The organism is Enterobacter sp. BNK-18, assembly GCF_047456135.1.
Lineage (GTDB): Bacteria > Pseudomonadota > Gammaproteobacteria > Enterobacterales > Enterobacteriaceae > Enterobacter > Enterobacter ludwigii.
The window spans coordinates 4,072,509-4,095,531 of the sequence record NZ_CP179899.1; the positions used below are offsets into that span (position 1 = coordinate 4,072,509).

Consider the following 23,023-nt stretch of genomic DNA (forward strand, 5'->3'; position numbering starts at 1 on the left):
TTTTGCTTTTTGGGCTTCTTACTTCCTCCTTGAAACTTTCTCACCTTCCGCTTGCAGACTCGACATTCAGCCTGTTTCTGGGTATCGTTAGCTGTCTGGATGTCTAAACGTTTATACGTATGCTGTGAGGATATGAGGTTATGCCGATTCGGGTGCAGGACGAGCTACCAGCCGTCAATTTCTTACGTGATGAAAACGTCTTTGTGATGACGACTTCACGCGCTACAGGTCAGGAAATTCGCCCACTGAAGGTGCTTATTCTCAATCTGATGCCGAAAAAGATCGAAACAGAGAACCAGTTCCTGCGTTTGCTTTCGAACTCGCCGCTGCAGGTTGATATCCAGCTGCTGCGAATTGATGCCCGTGAGTCGCGAAATACGCCTTCTGAGCATCTGAATAATTTTTACTGTAACTTCGACGACATTCGCGACGAAAACTTCGACGGGCTGATTGTGACCGGTGCACCGCTGGGCCTGGTCGAATTTAATGATGTTGCCTACTGGCCGCAGATCAAACAGGTACTGGAGTGGGCTAAAGATCACGTCACGTCCACGCTGTTTGTTTGTTGGGCGGTGCAAGCCGCCCTGAATATCCTCTATGGGATCCCCAAACAAACCCGCACTGAGAAGCTTTCAGGTGTTTACGAGCACCACCTTGTCCAACCTCACGCCCTGTTGACGCGCGGGTTCGATGACTCCTTCCTGGCCCCACACTCGCGCTACGCCGATTTCCCGGCACAGCTGATTCGTGATTACACCGATCTCGATATCCTGGCCGAAACCGAAGACGGGGATGCTTACCTGTTTGCCAGTAAAGACAAGCGCATTGCCTTTGTTACCGGCCATCCTGAGTACGATCCGAACACCCTCGCGTCGGAGTATTTCCGTGACGTTGAAGCCGGTCTGAATCCGGACGTTCCGTACAACTATTTCCCCAAAAACGATCCACAGAACAAACCGAGAGCCACCTGGCGTAGCCACGGGAATTTGCTGTTTACGAACTGGCTCAACTATTACGTCTACCAGATCACACCATACGATCTGCGCCACATGAATCCAACGCTGGAGTAATCTTCTGCACTAAACGATCCTAAAGCGTTTCAGCTATTCACATCAGGCACCTTCGGGTGCCTTTTTCATTTCCGAAATACCACTCAACAAACAATAAAACTTTAATTTCATATTAATCAATGTGTTAAGTGCATTTAATAATTAAAATGGAAATTGTTTTTGATTTTGGAAAAAATATAGATAGTCTTAATTCTGCTGAGCGAAAACTACACAACGATCTTTCGTTCGCATCGGGGGCGTGATTTTGGATCTTTGATGAGGAGCAGAGTAATGACTCAACAGGCAACGACGGTCGATGAACTGGCCTTTACCCAGCCGCATGGCGAGCAAGAACAGCAAATTTTGACAGCAGACGCTGTCGAATTCCTGACCGAACTGGTGACCCGCTTTACGCCAGCGCGCAATAAGCTGCTGGCGGCACGCATTCATCAGCAGCAGGAAATTGATGATGGCAAGTTGCCTGGGTTTATTTCGGAAACCGCTTCCATTCGCCGTGGTGAGTGGAAAATCCGCGGCATTCCGGATGATTTACAGGATCGGCGCGTCGAAATCACCGGCCCGGTGGAGCGCAAAATGGTGATCAACGCCATGAACGCGAACGTAAAAGTCTTTATGGCAGATTTTGAGGACTCACTGGCGCCGGACTGGCATAAGGTTATCGACGGGCAAATCAATCTGCGCGATGCCGTGAATGGCACCATCAGCTATACCAACGAAGCCGGCAAAATCTATCAACTGAAACCCAATCCGGCGGTTCTGATCTGTCGCGTACGTGGACTGCATCTGCCTGAAAAGCATGTCACCTGGCGTGGCGAAGCCATTCCGGGCAGTCTGTTTGACTTCGCCCTCTATTTCTTCCACAACCACAAGAATCTGCTGGCAAAAGGCAGCGGCCCCTATTTCTATCTGCCGAAAACACAGGCCTGGCAGGAAGCGGCCTGGTGGAGTGAAGTGTTTAGCTTCACGGAAGATCGTTTCAACCTGCCGCGTGGCACCATTAAAGCCACCCTGCTGATTGAAACGCTGCCTGCCGTGTTCCAGATGAACGAAATTCTGCATGCGCTGCGCGACCATATTGTTGGGCTGAACTGTGGACGCTGGGATTACATCTTCAGCTACATCAAAACCCTGAAAAATCATCCCGATCGTGTACTGCCGGATCGCCAGGTGGTCACCATGGATAAACCGTTCCTGAGTGCCTACTCACGCCTGTTGATTAAGACCTGCCACAAGCGTGGGGCCTTTGCGATGGGGGGAATGGCGGCATTTATCCCAAGCAAAGATGCTGAACGTAACAATCAGGTGCTCAATAAGGTGAAAGCCGATAAAGAGCTTGAAGCACGAAATGGCCATGACGGAACGTGGATCGCGCATCCGGGTCTGGCGGATACGGCAATGGACGTCTTCAACCGCGTACTCGGTGAGAACAAAAACCAGCTGTTTGTGACGCGTGATGAGGATGCCCCAACGGCTGAAGAACACCTGCTGGCACCGTGTGCGGGCGAGCGTACGGAAGAGGGTATGCGCGCCAATATCCGCGTAGCCGTCCAGTACATTGAAGCGTGGATCTCCGGTAACGGCTGCGTGCCGATCTACGGCCTGATGGAAGATGCCGCTACCGCCGAAATCTCTCGCACCTCAATCTGGCAGTGGATCCACCATCAAAAAACGCTCAGCAACGGCAAGCCGGTGACCAAATCCCTGTTCCGTCAGATGCTGGCCGAAGAGATGCGGGTGATCCAGGACGAACTGGGTGAACACCGCTTCAGCAGCGGACGTTTTGATGACGCCGCACGCCTGATGGAGCAAATCACCACATCTGATGACTTAATCGACTTCCTGACCCTGCCGGGCTACCGCTTCCTGGCGTAATTCACCCCACAACAATATGGAGCATCTGCACATGAAAACCCGTACCCAACAAATCGAAGAATTGAAGAAAGAGTGGACCCAACCTCGCTGGGAAGGCATCCGCCGCCCGTATAGCGCGGAAGAGGTGGTGAAATTGCGTGGCTCGGTCAATCCGGAATGTACCCTGGCGCAGCGCGGCGCGGCGAAAATGTGGGATCTGCTGCACGGCGGTGCCAAAAAAGGTTACATCAATAGCCTCGGCGCGCTGACTGGCGGCCAGGCCCTGCAGCAGGCGAAAGCCGGCATCGAAGCCATCTATCTTTCCGGCTGGCAGGTTGCGGCGGACGCCAACCTGGCCTCCAGCATGTATCCGGATCAGTCGCTCTATCCGGCAAACTCGGTACCAACCGTGGTGGATCGGATCAACAACACCTTCCGCCGTGCGGATCAGATCCAGTGGGCGGCAGGCATTGAGCCAAACGATCCGCGTTTTATTGATTATTTTCTGCCAATCGTCGCGGATGCGGAAGCGGGATTCGGCGGCGTGCTGAACGCCTTTGAGCTGATGAAATCGATGATTGAGGCCGGTGCAGCGGCCGTTCACTTCGAAGACCAGCTCGCGTCAGTGAAGAAATGCGGACACATGGGCGGGAAAGTCCTTGTCCCAACCCAGGAAGCGATTCAGAAGCTGGTTGCGGCGCGTCTGGCGGCTGACGTGCTCGGCGTACCCACGCTGGTGATTGCCCGTACCGATGCGGATGCGGCTGACCTGATCACTTCTGACTGCGATCCTTACGACAGCGAGTTCATTACCGGTGAACGCACTAGCGAAGGGTTTTATCGTACCCATGCTGGCATTGAACAGGCGATCAGCCGTGGGCTGGCATATGCACCGTATGCGGACCTGGTCTGGTGCGAAACCTCCACGCCGGACCTGGCGCTGGCAAAACGCTTTGCCGATGCTATCCACGCCAAATATCCGGGCAAACTGCTGGCCTATAACTGCTCGCCGTCCTTCAACTGGCAGAAGAAACTGGACGATAAAACCATCGCCAGCTTCCAGCAGCAGCTGTCCGACATGGGCTACAAATATCAGTTCATCACGCTGGCTGGTATTCACAGCATGTGGTTCAACATGTTCGACCTGGCGCATGCCTACGCGCAGGGTGAAGGCATGAAGCATTACGTTGAGAAGGTGCAGCAGCCGGAATTTGCTGCCGGTAAAGAGGGCTATACCTTCGTTTCGCATCAGCAGGAGGTCGGGACCGGTTACTTCGATAACGTGACCACTATCATCCAGGGGGGCACCTCCTCCGTCACCGCCTTAACGGGATCGACGGAAGAAGCCCAGTTCTGAGCCGTGTAACGCCCGGTAGCACGCTACCGGGCCTGTGAACATACTCCCTCTCCCGTCGGGAGGGGGCCGGGGTGAGGGAGCATGAACAATGTCGCGTGGTCTGGAATTACTGATTGCCCAAACTATTCTGCAGGGCTTCGATGCCCAGTACGGACGTTTCCTGGAAGTCACATCCGGCGCGCAGCAGCGTTTTGAGCACGCCGACTGGCATGCGGTTCAGCAGGCCATGAAGCAGCGAATCCACCTTTACGATCACCATGTGGGTCTGGTGGTGGAGCAGTTGCGCTGCATTACCGACGGCAAAATCCCTGACGCGGAGTTTTTACTGCGCGTGAAGGAGCATTACACCCATCTGTTACCTGATTACCCGCGCTTCGAGATTGCGGAGAGCTTTTTCAACTCCGTCTATTGCCGGTTATTTGACCACCGCTCATTATCTCCTGAGCGGTTATTTATCTTCAGCTCCCAGCCGGAGCGCCGCTTTCGCACTATTCCGCGTCCGCTGGCGAAGGATTTCTTTCCCGATCGCGGCTGGGAAAAGCTCCTGCATCGCGTATTAACGGATTTGCCGCTGCGTTTGCCCTGGGAGAATAAAACCCGTGATATCGGCTATATCTCTGCGCATCTCAAGGAGACCTTTGGCGAAGAGGTGCTCGGGCAAAGCCATTTGCAGGTTGCCAATGAGCTTTTTTACCGTAATAAGGCCGCCTGGCTGGTCGGTAAACTGATGACACCGTCGGCCATTGTGCCGTTTCTGTTACCCATCCATCGTACCGATGACGGTGAACTGTTTGTTGATACCTGCCTGACGACCAGCGCCGAGGCCAGCATTGTCTTTGGTTTCGCCCGCTCCTACTTTATGGTGTATGCCCCGCTGCCTGCTGCTCTGGTGGAGTGGTTGCGCGAGATCCTGCCGGGGAAAACCACCGCCGAGCTGTACATGGCCATTGGCTGTCAGAAACATGCCAAGACGGAAAGCTATCGGGAATATCTGCGCTATGTCACCACGGCAGATGAGCAATTTATCGAAGCCCCCGGTATTCGCGGCATGGTGATGCTGGTCTTTACCCTGCCGGGTTTTGATCGGGTGTTTAAGGTCATCAAAGATACGTTCGCGCCGCAGAAGGAGATGACCGCTGCTCACGTCCGCGCCTGCTACCAGCTGGTTAAAGAGCACGATCGCGTCGGGCGAATGGCGGACACCCAGGAGTTCGAGAACTTTGTGCTGGATAAGCAGCAGATCGATCCGGCATTAATGGCGTTATTACTGCAGGAAGCGCCGGCGAAAATCACCGATCTGGGTGACAAAATTGCCATCAGCCATCTCTATATCGAACGCCGCATGATCCCACTCAATATCTGGCTGGAGCAGTCCGAAGGTCAGGCACTGCGGGATGCCATAGAAGAATACGGCAACGCTATCCGTCAGCTTGCCGCCGCGAATATCTTCCCGGGCGACATGCTGTTTAAAAACTTCGGTGTCACCCGTCACGGGCGGGTGGTGTTCTACGATTACGATGAAATTTGCTATATGACTGAGGTGAATTTCCGCGATATACCGCAGCCCCGCTATCCGGAAGATGAACTGTCCGGCGAGCCGTGGTACAGCATCTCACCGGGAGATGTCTTTCCTGAGGAGTTTCGCCACTGGCTGTGCGCTGACCCGCGCATCAGGCCACTGTTTGAAGAGATGCATGATGACCTGTTTCGTGCCAGCTACTGGCGGGGTCTGCAGACGCGCATCAAGAATGGGCATGTGGAAGATGTGTATGCCTATCGCCGCAAACAACGGTTTTGTATCCGGTATGCGGTGTAATGCCCCCTCTCCCGACGGGAGAGGGATTCAGGTGCACCCGATGTTATCGAATCCCGCCATATGCCAGCGTGACCTCTTTCGCCGCCTTAATCACCAGCGCACCTAACTCCGTGACGCGGTCATCGGTCATACGGGAAATCGGTCCGGAGATCGAAATGGCGGCAAACGGCTCGCGGTGCTCGTCAAAGATGCAGGCCGCAATGCAGCGCAGGCCTAACGCATGCTCTTCGTCATCAAACGAATAGCCGCGCTTGCGGGTCAGGGCCAGATCTTCTTTCAGATGTACCGGTGAGACCAGCGTGGCGTGGGTGTAGGCGTGCAGCCCTTTCCGGTGCAGCAGCCCGGTGACCTGCTCTTCGCTGAGCTGCGACAGAAACGCTTTCCCCGCCCCGGAGGCATGCATCGGCAGCTTGCCGCCAATCGGTGCCGACATACGCATTAGCTGCGTGCACTGTACCTGGTCGATGATAATGGCCTGATGGTCGCTCTGGTCGAGCACGGCCAGGTTTACCGTCTCGCCGGAATCTTCCATCAGCTTGCGCAGAATAGGGTGCACAATCGCCAGCAGGTTGCGGCTCTGCAGGAAGCTGCTGCCGACGATAAAAGCATGTGCGCCCACCGCCCAGTGTCCCAGCTCGCCCACCTGGCGCACAAAGCCCAGCTGCTGCATCGTGGTCAACAGTCGATGGGTCGTTGAGTTCGGCAGGCCAGCCTGCTGTGCCAGCTCTGTCAGGGCCACGCTGCTGTGCGACTCGGCTATCCATTCCAGCAGCTTCAAACCGCGCGTGAGCGATTGAACCTGTCCGCCCTGAGAGGCGGCGGTGGTGGCAGCAGGTTTTCTGCCGCGTTTAGCGGGAACGGTCGTGACCATGACGAACTCCTTTTTCTGTATCGTGGAAATCATTTTCGTTTTATTTGGTGATTTTGCAACCGTTATCCTGACTGATCGGATGAGTGATAGTGAACATGTCTCATGTTACCGCTGTGTGACTTTTACACCCTGCGAGATTGTGCCAGTATGGACTGCTGGCCTTTTGGCCTGGTTGAGCGTTGTCGGGAGCAAGTGTGAGCAGCAAAGTAGAGCAACTGCGTGCGCAGTTAAATAAACGAATTCTGGTGCTGGACGGCGGCATGGGGACCATGATCCAGAGCTATCGTCTGAGTGAAGACGATTTCCGCGGCGAGCGTTTCGCCGACTGGCCATGCGACCTCAAAGGTAACAACGACCTTCTGGTGCTCAGCAAACCGCAGGTCATTTCGGCGATCCACAACGCGTATTTCGAGGCGGGTGCGGATATCGTCGAAACCAACACCTTTAACTCGACAACCATCGCCATGGCGGATTACCAGATGGAATCCCTCTCGGCGGAGATAAACCTTGCCGCGGCAAAGCTGGCCCGCGCCTGCGCTGATGAATGGACAGCCCGTACGCCGGACAAACCGCGCTACGTGGCCGGGGTGCTTGGCCCGACCAACCGTACCGCGTCGATTTCACCCGATGTGAACGACCCGGCCTTTCGTAACATCAGCTTTGATCAGCTGGTGGCGGCATATCGTGAATCGACCAAAGCGCTGGTGGAAGGCGGTTCCGATCTGATCCTGATTGAAACGGTATTCGACACCCTCAATGCCAAAGCCGCGATTTACGCGGTGAAAGAGGAGTTCGAGGCGCTGGGCGTCGACCTGCCGATCATGATTTCCGGTACCATCACCGACGCCTCTGGTCGTACCCTCTCCGGCCAGACCACAGAAGCTTTTTATAACTCCCTGCGTCACGCTGAAGCGCTCTCTTTCGGCCTGAACTGCGCGCTGGGTCCCGATGAGCTGCGCCAGTATGTGCAGGAACTTTCGCGCATCGCTGAATGCTATGTCACCGCACACCCGAACGCCGGCCTGCCGAACGCCTTTGGTGAATACGATCTGGATGCAGACACCATGGCGGCGCAAATCCGCGAGTGGGCCGAATCCGGTTTTCTGAATATCGTCGGTGGTTGCTGCGGTACCACGCCAGAGCATATTGCCGCGATGAGCAATGCGGTGGCGGGTCTGCCGCCGCGTCAACTGCCTACGCTGCCGGTTGCCTGCCGTTTGGCCGGCCTTGAGCCGTTGACCATCGGTGACGACAGCCTGTTTGTGAACGTCGGGGAGCGGACTAACGTGACCGGTTCGGCGAAATTCAAACGGCTGATTAAAGAAGAGAAGTACAGTGAAGCGCTGGACGTGGCCCGCCAGCAGGTTGAGAGCGGTGCCCAGATCATCGACATCAATATGGATGAGGGGATGCTCGACGCCGAAGCGGCGATGGTGCGCTTCCTCAACCTGATAGCCGGTGAGCCGGACATTGCCCGGGTGCCGATCATGATTGACTCCTCTAAGTGGGAAGTCATCGAGAAAGGGCTGAAGTGTATTCAGGGTAAAGGCATTGTTAACTCCATCTCGATGAAAGAAGGCATTGATACCTTTATCCACCACGCGAAGATGGTGCGCCGTTATGGTGCCGCCGTGGTGGTGATGGCCTTCGATGAAATAGGCCAGGCCGATACCCGTGCGCGCAAAATCGAGATTTGCCGCCGCGCATACAAAATTCTGACCGAAGAGGTGGGCTTCCCGCCGGAAGACATCATCTTCGACCCGAACATTTTCGCGGTTGCCACCGGTATTGAAGAGCACAATAACTACGCGCAGGACTTTATCGGCGCGTGTGAAGACATCAAACGCGAGCTGCCGCATGCGCTGATCTCCGGCGGCGTATCGAACGTGTCATTCTCCTTCCGCGGTAACGATCCGGTGCGTGAAGCTATCCACGCCGTGTTCCTCTATTACGCTATCCGTAACGGTATGGACATGGGGATCGTTAACGCCGGACAGCTGGCCATTTACGACGACCTGCCGGCGGAACTGCGCGACGCCGTAGAAGACGTGATCCTCAACCGGCGTGATGATGCCACCGAGCGCATGCTGGATCTGGCCGAGAAATACCGCGGCAGTAAATCCGATGCATCGGTAAACATTCAGCAGGCGGAGTGGCGTGCCTGGGACGTGAAAAAACGTCTGGAATACTCACTCGTAAAAGGAATTACCGAGTTTATTGAACAGGACACCGAAGAAGCACGTCAGCAATCGACGCGCCCGATTGAAGTGATCGAAGGGCCGTTGATGGACGGCATGAACGTGGTCGGCGATCTGTTTGGCGAAGGCAAAATGTTCCTGCCGCAGGTGGTGAAATCCGCACGCGTCATGAAGCAGGCGGTGGCCTATCTCGAACCCTTTATCGAAGCCAGCAAAGAGAAAGGCTCCAGCAACGGTAAAATGGTGATCGCCACCGTGAAGGGCGACGTGCATGACATCGGTAAGAACATTGTGGGCGTCGTACTGCAGTGTAATAACTACGAGATTATCGATCTTGGCGTGATGGTGCCGGCGGATAAAATCCTCAAAACTGCGCGCGAAGTGAATGCTGACCTGATTGGACTTTCCGGGCTGATTACCCCGTCGCTGGACGAGATGGTGAACGTGGCGAAAGAGATGGAACGTCAGGGCTTTACCATTCCACTGCTGATTGGCGGGGCGACAACGTCCAAAGCGCACACGGCGGTGAAAATCGAGCAGAACTACAGTGGCCCGACGGTTTATGTGCAAAACGCCTCGCGTACTGTGGGCGTCGTGTCGGCATTGTTGTCTGCCACCCAGCGTGATGATTTCGTCGCGCGTACCCGCAAAGAGTACGAGACCGTGCGTATTCAGCATGGCCGTAAGAAACCGCGGACGCCGCCGGTGACACTCCAGGCCGCACGCGATAACGATCTGGCGTTTGACTGGGCCAGCTATACGCCCCCTGTGGCGCATCGTCTGGGCGTTCAGGACGTCACTGCCAGCATCGAGACGCTGCGTAACTACATCGACTGGACACCGTTCTTCATGACCTGGTCACTGGCGGGCAAATATCCCCGCATCCTTGAAGATGAGGTGGTCGGGGAAGAAGCCAAACGCCTGTTCAACGACGCCAACGAAATGCTTGACCAGTTGAGTGCGCAAAAAAGCCTCAACCCGCGCGGCGTGGTGGGCCTGTTCCCGGCGAACCGTGTGGGCGACGACATCGAAATTTATCGCGACGAGACCCGCACGCACGTGCTGGCAGTAAGTCGCCATCTGCGCCAGCAAACCGAGAAAGTGGGCTTTGCTAACTACTGCCTGGCCGATTTCGTTGCACCGAAGCTTTCCGGGAAAGCGGATTATATCGGGGCGTTTGCCGTGACCGGGGGTCTTGAGGAAGATGCGCTGGCGGAGGCGTTCGACGCGCAGCACGATGATTACAATAAAATCATGGTGAAAGCGATCGCCGATCGTCTGGCGGAAGCCTTCGCAGAGTATCTCCACGAGCGCGTGCGCAAGGTTCACTGGGGCTACGCGGCCAATGAGAACCTCAGCAACGAGGAGCTGATCCGCGAAAACTACCAGGGGATTCGTCCGGCTCCGGGCTATCCAGCCTGCCCGGAACACACCGAAAAGGGCACTATCTGGACATTGCTGGATGTAGAAGCCCATACCGGCATGAAGCTCACCGAGTCTTTCGCCATGTGGCCTGGGGCATCGGTGTCCGGCTGGTATTTCAGCCATCCCGACAGCAAATACTTCGCCGTCGCGCAGCTGCAGCGCGATCAGATTGAAGATTACGCCCTGCGCAAAGGCATGAGTGTCTCAGAGGTTGAACGCTGGCTGGCACCCAATTTAGGCTACGACGCTGACTAACGTCACTTTTCCTTACAACAAACAGGGCGCTCATTGGGCGCCCTGTCTCTTTCTTACGTTTAAACCCTTATACTGAATCATAAAAACGTAGAACGATAAGGAGGAGAACCTTCCGTGCTGACCCTGTTACACTTGCTTTCCGCAGTAGCACTGCTGGTATGGGGCACGCATATTGTCCGTACCGGCGTTATGCGCGTCTTTGGCGCGCGCTTACGCACCGTTCTCAGCAGCAGCGTTGAGAAGAAGCCGCTCGCCTTCTGCGCGGGCATCGGCGTGACGGCACTGGTGCAGAGCAGTAATGCGACGACCCTGCTCGTGACCTCGTTTGTGGCGCAGGATCTGGTGGCGCTGGCACCCGCGCTGGTCATTGTGCTGGGCGCTGACGTGGGGACCGCGCTGATGGCGCGTATCCTGACCTTCGATCTCTCCTGGCTGTCGCCGCTGCTGATTTTTATCGGTGTCATCTTCTTCCTTGGCCGTAAGCAGACGCGTGCCGGACAGCTTGGCCGCGTGGGGATTGGCCTTGGGTTGATCCTGCTGGCGCTGGAGCTGATTGTGCAGGCGGTGACCCCCATCACCGAGGCCAACGGCGTTCAGGTCATCTTTGCCTCGCTGACCGGAGACATCATGCTGGATGCGTTGATCGGCGCGGTATTTGCCATCGTCAGTTACTCCAGCCTGGCCGCTGTGCTGCTGACGGCGACGTTAACCGCCGCGGGGGCGATCTCTTTCCCGGTCGCGCTGTGTCTGGTGATCGGGGCCAACCTTGGCTCTGGCCTGCTGGCGATGCTCAATAACAGCGCCGCAAACGCTGCTGCCCGGCGCGTGGCGCTCGGAAGCCTGCTGTTTAAGCTGGTGGGCAGCCTGATTATTCTGCCGTTTGTCTATCCGCTGGCCAACCTGATGGACAATCTCCCGTTACCGAAGGCTGAGCTGGTTATCTATTTCCACGTGTTTTACAACCTGGTGCGTTGTCTGGCGATGGTGCCTTTTGCTGAACCCATGGCCCGCTTCTGCGAACGGCTTATTCGGGATGAACCGGAGCTGGATGCGCGTCTGAAACCTAAGCATCTGGACACCTCCGCGCTGGATACCCCGGCGCTGGCGCTGGCTAATGCCGCGCGCGAGACGCTGCGCATGGGCGATGCCATGGAAACGATGCTTGAAGGGCTGCAAAAGGTCATGCACGGAGAGCCGCGAGAAGAGAAAGAGCTGCGCAGGCTGGCGGACGATATCAACGTGCTCTATACCGCCATCAAGCTCTACCTGGCGCGTATTCCGCAGGATGAACTGGCAGAGGAAGAGTCCCGCCGCTGGGCGGAAATCATCGAAATGTCGCTTAACCTCGAGCAGGCCTCGGATATCGTTGAGCGTATGGGAAGTGAAATTGCTGACAAATCCCTTGCCGCGCGCCGCGCCTTCTCGGTTGAAGGCCTGAAGGAGCTGGAGGCGCTGCACGAGCAGTTGCTGAGCAACCTGAAGCTGGCAATGCTGGTCTTCTTCTCCAGCGACGTACCGAGCGCACGCCGCTTGCGTCGTAACAAACATCGCTTCCGTATCCTCAACCGGCGCTACTCGCACGCCCACGTTGAACGACTGCACCAGCAGAACGTCCAGAGCATTGAAACCAGCTCCCTGCACCTGGGGTTGCTAGGGGACATGAAGCGTCTCAACTCGTTATTCTGCGCGGTCGCTTATAGCGTCATGGAGCAGCCGGATGAAGACGACGATCGAGATGAATATTAATCTCTGAAAGCGCCTTTATAAGGTGGTTAACCTGAAAACCAGCAGGTTTACGCCGGGCATGATGCCCGGTAACCGTCGGCTAATCTTTTTACCAGCCCAAACCTAAGGTATATTTCGCCTTTACAGGAGAAACTATGCTGCCAACTCAATCAACACGATTAAACAAATACATTAGCGAGAGCGGGATCTGCTCACGTCGCGAGGCGGACCGTTACATTGAACAGGGTAACGTGTTCCTCAACGGCAAACGCGCCACCATCGGTGACCAGGTCGTCCCCGGAGACGTGGTCAAAGTGAATGGTCAGCTCATTGAACCGCGTGATGCGGAAGACCTGGTATTTATCGCGTTGAATAAGCCGGTTGGCATCGTCAGTACCACGGAAGACGGCGAGCGGGACAACATTGTTGATTTCGTTAATCACAGCAGCCGTATCTTCCCGATTGGCCGCCTTGATAAAGACTCACAGGGGCTGATTTTCCTGACCAACCACGGCGATCTGGTGAACAAAATTCTGCGTGCCGGTAACGACCACGAGAAAGAGTACATCGTCACGGTCAATAAGCCGATCACGGACGACTTTATCCGCGGTATGGGCGCAGGTGTGCCGATTCTGGGGACCGTCACGAAGAAGTGCAAGGTGAAGAAAGAGGCGCCGTTTGCTTTCCGCATTACCCTTGTGCAGGGCTTAAACCGTCAGATCCGCCGGATGTGCGAGCACTTCGGTTATGACGTGGTGAAGCTCGAACGTACGCGCATTATGAACGTGAGTCTGGCCGGTATTCCACTGGGCGAGTGGCGTGATTTAACGGATGACGAACTGATTGAGCTGTTCAGGCTCATCGAGAATTCATCGTCTGAAGCGAAGCCAAAAACGAAAGCCAAACCGAAAACCCAGGCCATTAAGCGTCCGGTGGTGAAAGCGCCGCCATCAGAAGAGAAAAGCCGCGGCAAGCCTGCGGGCAAACGCTTCGTCCAGCCGGGCCGTAAAAAGAAAGGGCGCTAATTAGCGCCTTCCACGGGGTGAGGTATTGGCTGACCAGGAAAAGGTCGCTTCTTTATCGGGTTTATAAGCCTGCTCTTTTTTCAGCTTGCGGGCTTGTTTCGCCTCAGTTTCACGCTGAGCCATCAATTTATCGATGTACTCTTTTTTAACCTGATTGGTTTCGGCGTTAGTCAGCGTGCGGCCATGGGCGATACGAGCGCGGTCGAGGAGCGTTTTCAGTTCGCGCTGCTCAGCTTCCGTCATGTCTTTCTGGGTCAAACGTGGTGTAGCCATTGCTGAAGCCTCCTGAAGGGGAGGCTCCAGTGTAAAGCAAGCGAAGGAAATTAACCCTGTTTCACTGCATCTTTTTTCGCGGGCTCATTAATGGGTTTGCCTGACCAGTAGCCTGCCAGCAGCGAGCCGGAGAGATTATGCCAGACGGAGAACAGCGCACCCGGCAGGGCCGCCAGCGGCGAGAAGTAGATCTTGCCCAGAGCTGCGGCCAGCCCCGAGTTTTGCATCCCCACTTCGATTGCCAGCGTACGACAGGTGGATTCGTCGAAACCAAACAGCTTCCCGCCCCAGTAACCGCCCAAAAGACCAAGGGTGTTATGCAACACTACCGCGATGATCACCACAAAGCCCACTGAGGCAATGTGCGATGCAGATCCGGCAACCACGGCGCTGATGATAGCCAGAATGCAGACCATCGAGAAGGCAGGCAGGTACGGTTCAACGGCTTTGACCACGCGTGGGAACAGATGGTGAATCACCAGGCCCAGCGCAATCGGGATCACCACAATCTGCAGAATACTGAGCAGCATCCCCATGACGTCTACCTGAATCTGCGCATCCACATACAGACGCGTTAACAGCGGCGTGGCAATCACGCCCACCAGCGTTGAAACGGAAGAGATGGTCACCGAGAGCGCCACATCACCTTTTGCGAGGTAAATCATCACATTGGATGCCGTGCCACTGGCCACGCTGCCGACCAACACCATACCGGCGGATAAATCTGGCGGCATTTTAAAGGCCATGGCCAGCAGCCAGGCCGCAAGCGGCATGACCAGATAGTGCAGGAAAATCCCTGCCGCTACGGGGGCCGGGCGCGACAGAACGCGTTTGAAGTCGTCAATTTTCAGGTGTACGCCCATGCCGAGCATAATCAGCATCAGCAGCGTCGTGACCCACGGGCCAATGCCCGTAAAGTGGGTGGGAGTGTAATACGCGAGTACGGAAAGCAGCAGTGCCCACAACGGGAACAGCCGGGTGATGGCGGATAACATAGATAGTCCTTGCAGTATTGTCGTGTTGTTTAGTTATAAAAAAGCCGGGTCTGTGCCCGGCTTATAGGTATTGTTTATCGTGCTAACGAATTTTATTCAAACAAATTCTGATGAAGTTTTTGCACGACCTGCTCGGCCTGATCGGCTGGCACCAGGAAGCAGAGGTTGTAGCTGGAGGCGCCGTAGCAAATCATACGAATGCTGAACGGGTCGAGTACGCCGAAGACCTCTTTGCCCACGCCGCAGGCACGCGACAGCTTGTTGCCGATGATAGCAACCAGCGCCAGATCTTCTTCCACTTCCACGCGGCACAACTCAGAGAGTTCGATCAGCAACGACTGCGTCAGCAGGGTGTCGCCGGTTGACGTGGAGCCAGTGGTGTCCAGCGTCAGCGCGATGCTCACTTCGGATGTGGTGATCAAATCCACGGAGATATTATGGCGCGCGAGGATGCCAAACACTTCCGCCAGGAAACCGCGAGAATGCAGCATATTGTGGCTGTGCAGCGTCACCAGCGTCTGGCGGCGGCGCAGGGCCAGCGCTCGGAACAATGGCGGGTTTTCGGTTTTCTTGCACACCAGCGTACCGCCTGCTTTGGGATCCTTACTGGAGCCAACGAAGACCGGGATATCGCTGCGCACGGCCGGCAACAGCGTCGCCGGGTGCAATACTTTCGCGCCGAAGGTGGCCATTTCTGCCGCCTCTTCAAACGCGATCACATCAATGCGTTTCGCCGCAGAGACCACGCGCGGGTCGGTGGTGTAAATACCCGGCACGTCAGTCCAGATATCCACACGGGTGGCATGCAGCGCTTCGCCGAGCAGGGCTGCCGTATAGTCACTGCCACCGCGGCCAAGCGTTGTTGTACGGCCTTTGGCTTCGCTACCGATAAAGCCCTGAGTGATCACCATCCCTTCTGCCAGGCGCGGAGCCAGCTGCTGCTGGGTCAGCTCGGCCAGCATTTCAACATCCGGCTCGGCACGGCCAAAGCGATCACTGGTGCGCATGACTTTACGCACGTCAAACCACTGAGCATGGACGTTACGCTCGCGGAGGATCTCCACGAACAGCAGCGTGGACATCAGCTCGCCGTGGCTGACCAGTTCATCGGTCAGCGCGGTGGAGGTCGCCAGAGAGGCGGCTTCAGCCAGGGTAGTGATATTTTCCAACAGGCGTTCCACTTCCTCACGGATCACGTTCGGATTCTGCAGACGTTCAAGGATGTTGAACTGAATTTTGCGCAGTGCGTCCAGCTTAACGAAACGTTCGGTTGCTTCCAGTCCTTCAGACAGAGAAACCAGCAGGTTCGTCACGCCAGCAGAGGCGGAAAGCACCACCAGGCGGGTATTCGGATCGGCCAGCACCACATCGGCGCTGCGGTTCATGGCATCGTAATCGGCCACACTGGTGCCGCCAAATTTGGCGACCACAAAACTCGTCATAACAACCTCGTGTCAGGGAATGAATAAAGCGACCTTGGCACAAGAATGAAACGAGAACAGGTGCAGGCGCAAAATACGGCCCTATAAATAAAATGTGGGGGAGGTCCTGTCAATGCTGGGATTATGCGGATTTTTTATGGGGGGGTACCCCTCAGTAACAGGACTTATAACAGGGCCATATTTTATGCTCCTTTTTACCGCCTTTTGACCGACATTTCGCCGCCCCTGAAGGGCGTTTCAGCAGCTATACTTTTCGGGTCTTTTCACCTGTGTTTGATGCAGGCCAGGGCAATGGCATAAAAACCATCACAATTTTTATTTGCAGGCGCTACAATCGACCGCAGTCACAATTCTCAAATCAGAAGAGTATTGCTAATGAAAAACATCAACCCAACGCAGACCGCTGCCTGGCAGGCACTACAGAAACATTATGATGAAATGAAAGACGTCACCATCGCGGACCTGTTCGCGAAAGATGCCGATCGTTTCAATAAGTTCTCCGCGACCTTCGATGACCTGATGCTGGTGGATTTCTCCAAAAACCGCATTACCGAAGAAACGCTGGCGAAGCTGCAGGATCTGGCGAAAGAGACTGAGCTGGCCGACGCCATCAAATCCATGTTCTCCGGTGAGAAGATCAACCGCACCGAAGACCGTGCCGTGCTGCACGTGGCGCTGCGTAACCGTAGCAATACTCCGATTGTCGTTGACGGCAAAGATGTGATGCCGGAAGTGAACGCAGTGCTGGAAAAGATGAAAGCTTTCTCTGAAGCGATCATCTCCGGAAGCTGGAAAGGCTACACCGGCAAACCGATTACGGATGTCGTTAACATCGGTATCGGCGGGTCTGACCTTGGCCCATTCATGGTCACCGAAGCGCTGCGCCCATACAAAAACCACCTCAACATGCACTTTGTTTCTAACGTCGATGGTACCCACATCGCCGAGGTGCTGAAGAACGTGAATCCGGAAACGACCCTGTTCCTGGTCGCGTCTAAAACCTTCACCACTCAGGAAACCATGACCAACGCCCACAGCGCGCGCGACTGGTTCCTGAAAACCGCAGGCGACAACAAGCACGTGGCGAAACACTTCGCCGCGCTGTCGACCAACGGGAAAGCCGTTAGCGAGTTCGGTATCGACACTGCGAACATGTTCGAGTTCTGGGACTGGGTGGGGGGTCGTTACTCTCTGTGGTCCGCTATCGGCCTGTCGATCATCCTCTCCGTCGGCTTCGACAACTTTGTTGAGCTGCTCTCCGGCGCGCATGCGATGGATAAACACTTCTCCACCACCGCACCTGAGAAAAACCTGCCTGTGCTGCTGGCGCTGATTGGTATCTGGTACAACAACTTCTTCGGGGCTGAAACCGAAGCGATTCTGCCATACGACCAGTACATGCACCGTTTTGCGGCCTACTTCCAGCAGGGCAACATGGAATCCAACGGTAAATACGTTGACCGTAACGGTAACGCCGTGGATTACCAGACTGGCCCAATCATCTGGGGCGAGCCAGGCACTAACGGCCAGCATGCGTTCTATCAGCTGATCCACCAGGGCACCAAAATGGTTCCGTGCGATTTCATCGCCCCGGCCATTACCCATAACCCGCTGTCAGACCACCATCCGAAGCTGCTGTCTAACTTCTTCGCACAGACTGAAGCGCTGGCGTTCGGTAAGTCTCGTGACGTGGTTGAGCAGGAATACCGCGACCAGGGTAAAGATCCGGCCACGCTGGACCACGTTGTGCCGTTCAAAGTGTTCGAAGGCAACCGTCCAACCAACTCCATCCTGCTGCGCGAAATTACGCCGTTCAGCCTGGGTGCGCTGATTGCCCTGTACGAGCATAAGATCTTCACTCAGGGCGCTATCCTGAACATCTTCACCTTTGATCAGTGGGGCGTTGAGCTGGGTAAACAGCTGGCAAACCGTATCCTGCCTGAACTGGGTGACGATAACGCGATTAACAGCCACGACAGCTCCACAAATGGTCTGATCAACCGTTATAAAGCATGGCGCGCGTAATTAAAGTGTCATGAAAAAGTGCCGGCGAAATGCCGGCATTTTTTTATCGGATAATTCCTGATGTCTGTTATTAAACTCAAATTCCTGTAGTGAGTTTAATCTGAAAATAGCCGTTAACCTGTTAATTGCTGCGGTTTATTTTAGGAAAATACGGATAATTACCGTCACGGGATCTAATTCTATTTCATTGATTTATATAAGTTATATTATTATCTAATCGTCCTTTTGTTTCCATTTTATCCAATTGTCCGAAAACCCTTCTTCTATTTACCCCTACGGCAAACCCTCTCCTTTAGTTGTGTATACTCGAATCCGCCTGAAATTCTTTTTGGGCAAATCTCCATTCATTAAATGAAGGGAAATTCTTATGAAGAAAGTACTGTATGGCATTTTCGCCATATCTGCGCTTGCGGCGACATCTGTTAATGCGGCTCCGGTTCAGGTCGGAGAAGCGGCAGGTTCGGCTGCGACGTCTGCGTCTGCGGGGATTTCTACCGCGTCCAGCGCCAGCACCGTAAGTTCAGCCGTGGGTGTCGCCCTGGCGGCAACCGGTGGCGGTGATGGCTCCAATACCGGAACCACGACCACCACGACCACCAGCACCCAGTAATAACGGGTGTTTTAATCATAACCACACTTCGGTGTGGTTATTCTGGCTTTTCAGTAGCCTTCGGGACCTGTAGACCGGGTAAGCGCAGCATCACCCGGCAATAATGCGGAGAAGAGTCGTGAAGCGACCTGGGATCATCCTGATTTGTCTGCTTTTGCAGGCGTGCTCGGCCACCACCAAAGGGCTGGGCCATTCACTGTGGGAAAGCATGTTCGGTACGCCGGGCGTGCATCTGACCGATGACGAACTTCAGAACATGCCCTATGCCAGTCAGTACATGCAGCTCAACGATGGCCCACAGCTGTTTGTGGTGCTCGCTTTCGATGAAAACGGGCAGCAGAAATGGGTGACGCAGGATCAGGCCACCATCGTAACGCAGCATAGCCGTATCGTGAAAACCCTGCTCGGGGGCGACAACCTGCTTGAAGTCAACAATCTCGCCGCCGATCCGCTGAACACGCCGAACCAGATAACCGACGGGGCAAGCTGGACCCGCACGATGGGCTGGACCGAACACAAGCAGGTTCGCTATGCCACCGCCCGCTCCACCTTCCGCTGGGATGGCACGGACAGCGTCAACGTGGGCAGCGACGAAACCCGGGTTCGCGTGCTGGATGAAGAGGTCACTACCGATCAGGCAACCTGGCATAACCGCTTCTGGGTGGACGATGATGGCCAGATACGCCAGTCGTTACAGTATTTTGGTGCCGGATTCTTCCCGGTCAAAACCACGCTGATCAAGGCCGCGAAATCATGAAAACACTTATTCGCGTGGCGCTGATCGCAAGCTTTGCTACGCCGCTCGCATGGTCTGCCGGGACGGTGAAAGTCTATACGCAGGACAATACGAAGCCTAAAACATTGACCAACGCCGGACACTTAATCGATCTCGTCGGCCAGCCAAGGCTGGCGAACAGCTGGTGGCCGGGTGCGGTCATCAGTGAACGACAGGCGACGGTGGTGGCGGAGCAACAACACAACGCGCTGCTCGCCAGGCTAACAGGGCTGGCGGAGCAGGAAGAGGGTGACGACGCGGCGGCCATTAACAGCCTTCGCCAGCAGCTTAAGGCGCTGAAGGTCACCGGACGGTTGCCGGTCAATCTCGATCCGGACCACGTTCGCGTCGCGGAAACGGCTAACCCGTCACTGGAAGGTGAGTACACGCTCTGGCTACCTGTTCAGCCTTCTACCATTACCGTGTTCGGGCTTGTCAGCAGTCCCGGTGACAAGCCGTTTATGCCGGGTCGCGATGTGGCGAGCTATCTCGATGAACAAAATTTGTTGAGCGGTGCGGATAAGAGCTACGCATGGGTGGTGTACCCGGACGGCCAAACGCAAAAAGCACCGGTAGCCTACTGGAATAAACGCCATATCGAACCGATGCCAGGCAGCGTCATTTTTGTCGGTTTTGCCGACCATTTCTGGACGAAGGCATATGACGGGCTGAACGCCGATATCCTTCACTCCCTGAAACAGCGGATACCGGAATAATGAAAAGAACCTATCTCTATAGCATGCTGGCGTTGTGCGTGAGTGCCGCCTGCCATGCAGAAACGTATCCGGCACCCATTGGCCCGTCTCAGTCAGATTTCGGCGGCGTCGGTTTACTGCAAACGCCTACCGCGCGCATGGCGCGGGAAGGGGAAATCAGCCTCAACTACCGTGATAACGATCAGTATCGCTACTACTCCGCCGCTGTGCAGCTGTTTCCGTGGCTCGAAACCACGCTGCGCTACACTGATGTGCGCACCAAACGGTACAGCAGCGTCGAGTCCTTCTCCGGCGATCAGACCTACAAAGATAAAGCGTTCGACGTGAAGCTGCGTCTGTGGGAAGAGAGTTACTGGATGCCGCAGGTCTCCGTTGGCGCGCGGGATATCGGCGGTACCGGTCTGTTTGATGCGGAATACGTGGTGGCCAGCAAAGCGTGGGGACCGTTTGATTTCTCACTCGGTCTCGGCTGGGGGTATCTGGGCACCAGCGGCAACGTGAAAAACCCGTTCTGCTCCTACAGCGACAAATATTGCTATCGCGATAACAGCTATCAGAAAGCGGGCTCCATCAACGGCGACCAGATGTTCCACGGCCCGGCCTCGCTGTTTGGCGGCGTAGAGTACCAGACGCCCTGGCAGCCGCTGCGCCTGAAACTGGAATACGAAGGGAATGACTATTCACAGGATTTCGCCGGCAAGATTGAGCAGAAGAGCAAATTTAACGTCGGTGCCATTTACCGTGTGGCTGACTGGGCTGACGTTAACCTCAGCTATGAGCGTGGCAATACCGTGATGTTTGGCGTGACGCTGCGTACCAACTTTAACGATATGCGGCCACACTACAACGACAACGCGCGCCCTGCCTACCAGCCGGAGCCGCAGGATGCCATTCTGCAGCACTCCGTCGTGGCGAACCAGCTGACCCTGCTGAAATACAACGCCGGTCTGGCGGATCCGAAGATTCAGGTGAAAGGCGATACGCTGTACGTGACCGGCGAGCAGGTGAAATACCGCGACTCGCGGGAAGGGATCGAACGCGCCAACCGGATCATCATGAACGATCTGCCGGACGGGATCAGCACGATCCGCGTGACCGAAAACCGTCTGAACATGCCGCAGGTTACGACGGAAACGGATGTCGCCAGTCTTAAGCGCCATCTGGAAGGCGAACCGCTTGGGCATGAAACCGAGCTGGTGCAAAAACGCGTTGAGCCAGTGGTGCCAGACACCACCGAGCAGGGCTGGTATATCGATAAGTCGCGCTTTGATTTCCATATCGATCCGGTGCTGAACCAGTCTGTTGGTGGGCCAGAAAACTTCTACATGTATCAGCTGGGCGTCATGGCGACGGCGGATCTGTGGGTCACCGACCACCTGCTGACCACCGGCAGCCTGTTCGGTAACCTTGCCAACAACTACGACAAGTTTAACTATACCAACCCGCCGAACGACTCGAAGCTGCCGCGCGTGCGTACTCGCGTACGTGAATATGTGCAGAACGACGCTTACGTAAACAACCTGCAGGCCAACTACTTCCAGTACTTTGGTAACGGTTTCTACGGCCAGGTTTACGGCGGTTATCTGGAAACGATGTTTGGCGGCGCGGGGGCTGAAGTGCTCTACCGTCCGGTAGATAGTAACTGGGCGTTCGGTCTTGATGCCAACTACGTGAAACAGCGTGACTGGCGCAGCGCGCAGGACATGATGAAGTTCACCGACTACAGCGTTAAAACCGGCCATCTGACGGCCTACTGGACGCCGTCGTTTGCCCCGGACGTACTGGTGAAAGCCAGCGTTGGTCAGTATCTGGCGGGGGATAAAGGCGGCACGCTGGATATCTCTAAACACTTCGACAGCGGTGTGGTGGTCGGTGGCTATGCCACGATCACTAACGTCTCGCCGGACGAGTACGGGGAAGGGGACTTCACCAAAGGCGTGTACGTCTCCATTCCGCTGGATCTGTTCTCGTCAGGCCCAACCCGCAGCCGTGCGGCAATTGGCTGGACGCCGCTGACGCGTGACGGTGGTCAGCAGCTGGGACGTAAATTCCAGCTGTACGACATGACCAGCGATAAGAACATCAACTTCAGATGATGCGTGAGTGCCCGGTAGCGTTACGCCTGCCGGGCACCTTACAAACGCCGCAACAGCCTCGCCGGGTTGCCGGCGTAAACCCCTTTCTCGGTGATGGACTTTGTCACCACGCTTCCCGCCCCAATCACCGCCCCATCGCAAATTGAGACAGCCAGAATGGTGGCCCCGCTGCCGATTGAAACGTCGTTGCCCACGCGAATGTGTCCCCAGCTGCGCCGGTCGGCATTGGGTTTACCGTCGCGGAACATATCGTTGGCGAACATCACCCCATGGCCAATGAAACAGCGCTCGCCGACGGTGACGTACTCGCAGATGAAGGTATGGGACTGAATTTTGCTGTCAGCACCGATGTGCGAGTTAGCCTGGATTTCAACAAACGGGCCGATAAAGACGTTATCGCCCAGCGAACATTCATAAAGATTCGCGGGTTCGTAAATGACGACGTTTTCGCCGCAGACAACATGACGAATAGCCGTCTGGCGTTGCTCTGGCATACAT

Annotated in this window: 17 protein-coding genes; 12 read left to right on the forward strand and 5 right to left on the reverse strand. The window is 55.6% G+C overall.

Annotation, left to right across the window (positions count from 1 at the left end):
- Positions 1 to 140 precede the first annotated feature (140 nt).
- The 4 genes from metA (at position 141) to aceK (ending at position 6,094) form a co-directional block, all read left to right on the forward strand.
- On the forward strand, positions 141 to 1,070 hold the full coding sequence (gene metA / locus ACMGG3_RS19590) for a homoserine O-acetyltransferase MetA (protein WP_014168174.1): 930 nt from the start codon (positions 141 to 143) through the stop codon (positions 1,068 to 1,070).
- A gap of 270 nt (positions 1,071 to 1,340) precedes the next feature.
- Positions 1,341 to 2,942 (forward strand): malate synthase A, encoded by a 1,602-nt coding sequence (gene aceB, locus ACMGG3_RS19595; RefSeq protein ID WP_414149391.1) that lies wholly within the window; start codon positions 1,341 to 1,343, stop codon positions 2,940 to 2,942.
- Positions 2,943 to 2,973: 31 nt separating this feature from the next.
- Positions 2,974 to 4,278 carry an isocitrate lyase gene (gene aceA / locus ACMGG3_RS19600; protein ID WP_020882864.1) on the forward strand — a complete coding sequence of 435 codons (1,305 nt, stop codon included), beginning with the start codon at positions 2,974 to 2,976 and terminating at the stop codon, positions 4,276 to 4,278.
- A gap of 88 nt (positions 4,279 to 4,366) precedes the next feature.
- Positions 4,367 to 6,094, forward strand: coding sequence for a bifunctional isocitrate dehydrogenase kinase/phosphatase (gene aceK, locus ACMGG3_RS19605; RefSeq protein ID WP_020882863.1), 1,728 nt, complete (start codon positions 4,367 to 4,369; stop codon positions 6,092 to 6,094).
- 43 nt (positions 6,095 to 6,137) lie between these two features.
- Here aceK and iclR read toward each other — a convergent pair whose 3' ends face one another.
- Positions 6,138 to 6,965, reverse strand: a complete 828-nt coding sequence (iclR, locus tag ACMGG3_RS19610) for a glyoxylate bypass operon transcriptional repressor IclR (RefSeq protein WP_020882862.1) — start codon at positions 6,963 to 6,965, stop codon at positions 6,138 to 6,140.
- Positions 6,966 to 7,159: 194 nt separating this feature from the next.
- Between iclR and metH the strand changes: the two genes are divergently transcribed.
- The 3 genes from metH to rluF all read left to right on the forward strand — a co-directional run bounded on the left by metH (position 7,160) and on the right by rluF (position 13,593).
- Positions 7,160 to 10,843, forward strand: coding sequence for a methionine synthase (gene metH / locus ACMGG3_RS19615; RefSeq protein WP_324285132.1), 3,684 nt, complete (start codon positions 7,160 to 7,162; stop codon positions 10,841 to 10,843).
- Between the two features lie 114 nt (positions 10,844 to 10,957).
- Complete coding sequence (locus ACMGG3_RS19620) at positions 10,958 to 12,589, forward strand: Na/Pi cotransporter family protein (protein ID WP_020882860.1); 1,632 nt, start codon at positions 10,958 to 10,960, stop codon at positions 12,587 to 12,589.
- A gap of 134 nt (positions 12,590 to 12,723) precedes the next feature.
- Positions 12,724 to 13,593 (forward strand): 23S rRNA pseudouridine(2604) synthase RluF, encoded by an 870-nt coding sequence (gene rluF / locus ACMGG3_RS19625; protein WP_371006779.1) that lies wholly within the window; start codon positions 12,724 to 12,726, stop codon positions 13,591 to 13,593.
- On the opposite strand, the gene ACMGG3_RS19630 is transcribed toward rluF, so the two are convergent.
- The 3 genes from ACMGG3_RS19630 to lysC form a co-directional block, all read right to left on the reverse strand.
- On the reverse strand, positions 13,594 to 13,866 hold the full coding sequence (locus tag ACMGG3_RS19630) for a DUF3811 domain-containing protein (RefSeq protein WP_014168182.1): 273 nt from the start codon (positions 13,864 to 13,866) through the stop codon (positions 13,594 to 13,596).
- Positions 13,867 to 13,916: 50 nt separating this feature from the next.
- Positions 13,917 to 14,861, reverse strand: coding sequence for a ketopantoate/pantoate/pantothenate transporter PanS (gene panS / locus ACMGG3_RS19635; protein WP_014168183.1), 945 nt, complete (start codon positions 14,859 to 14,861; stop codon positions 13,917 to 13,919).
- Between the two features lie 92 nt (positions 14,862 to 14,953).
- On the reverse strand, positions 14,954 to 16,303 hold the full coding sequence (lysC, locus tag ACMGG3_RS19640) for a lysine-sensitive aspartokinase 3 (RefSeq protein ID WP_014168184.1): 1,350 nt from the start codon (positions 16,301 to 16,303) through the stop codon (positions 14,954 to 14,956).
- Between the two features lie 375 nt (positions 16,304 to 16,678).
- Between lysC and pgi the strand changes: the two genes are divergently transcribed.
- The 5 genes from pgi (at position 16,679) to ACMGG3_RS19665 (ending at position 22,525) form a co-directional block, all read left to right on the forward strand.
- On the forward strand, positions 16,679 to 18,328 hold the full coding sequence (gene pgi, locus ACMGG3_RS19645) for a glucose-6-phosphate isomerase (protein ID WP_025206404.1): 1,650 nt from the start codon (positions 16,679 to 16,681) through the stop codon (positions 18,326 to 18,328).
- 367 nt (positions 18,329 to 18,695) lie between these two features.
- Positions 18,696 to 18,938 carry an exopolysaccharide production protein YjbE gene (yjbE, locus tag ACMGG3_RS19650; RefSeq protein ID WP_014168186.1) on the forward strand — a complete coding sequence of 81 codons (243 nt, stop codon included), beginning with the start codon at positions 18,696 to 18,698 and terminating at the stop codon, positions 18,936 to 18,938.
- 118 nt (positions 18,939 to 19,056) lie between these two features.
- Positions 19,057 to 19,695 carry a YjbF family lipoprotein gene (locus ACMGG3_RS19655; protein WP_414149392.1) on the forward strand — a complete coding sequence of 213 codons (639 nt, stop codon included), beginning with the start codon at positions 19,057 to 19,059 and terminating at the stop codon, positions 19,693 to 19,695.
- Positions 19,692 to 20,429, forward strand: coding sequence for a capsule biosynthesis GfcC D2 domain-containing protein (locus tag ACMGG3_RS19660; RefSeq protein ID WP_032679376.1), 738 nt, complete (start codon positions 19,692 to 19,694; stop codon positions 20,427 to 20,429). The genes ACMGG3_RS19655 and ACMGG3_RS19660 overlap by 4 nt, the downstream gene beginning before the upstream one ends.
- Complete coding sequence (locus ACMGG3_RS19665) at positions 20,429 to 22,525, forward strand: YjbH domain-containing protein (protein WP_014168189.1); 2,097 nt, start codon at positions 20,429 to 20,431, stop codon at positions 22,523 to 22,525. The genes ACMGG3_RS19660 and ACMGG3_RS19665 overlap by 1 nt, the downstream gene beginning before the upstream one ends.
- 38 nt (positions 22,526 to 22,563) lie before the next feature.
- On the opposite strand, the gene ACMGG3_RS19670 is transcribed toward ACMGG3_RS19665, so the two are convergent.
- Positions 22,564 to 23,019 carry an acyltransferase gene (locus ACMGG3_RS19670; protein ID WP_014168190.1) on the reverse strand — a complete coding sequence of 152 codons (456 nt, stop codon included), beginning with the start codon at positions 23,017 to 23,019 and terminating at the stop codon, positions 22,564 to 22,566.
- Between the last annotated feature and the right edge of the window lie 4 nt (positions 23,020 to 23,023).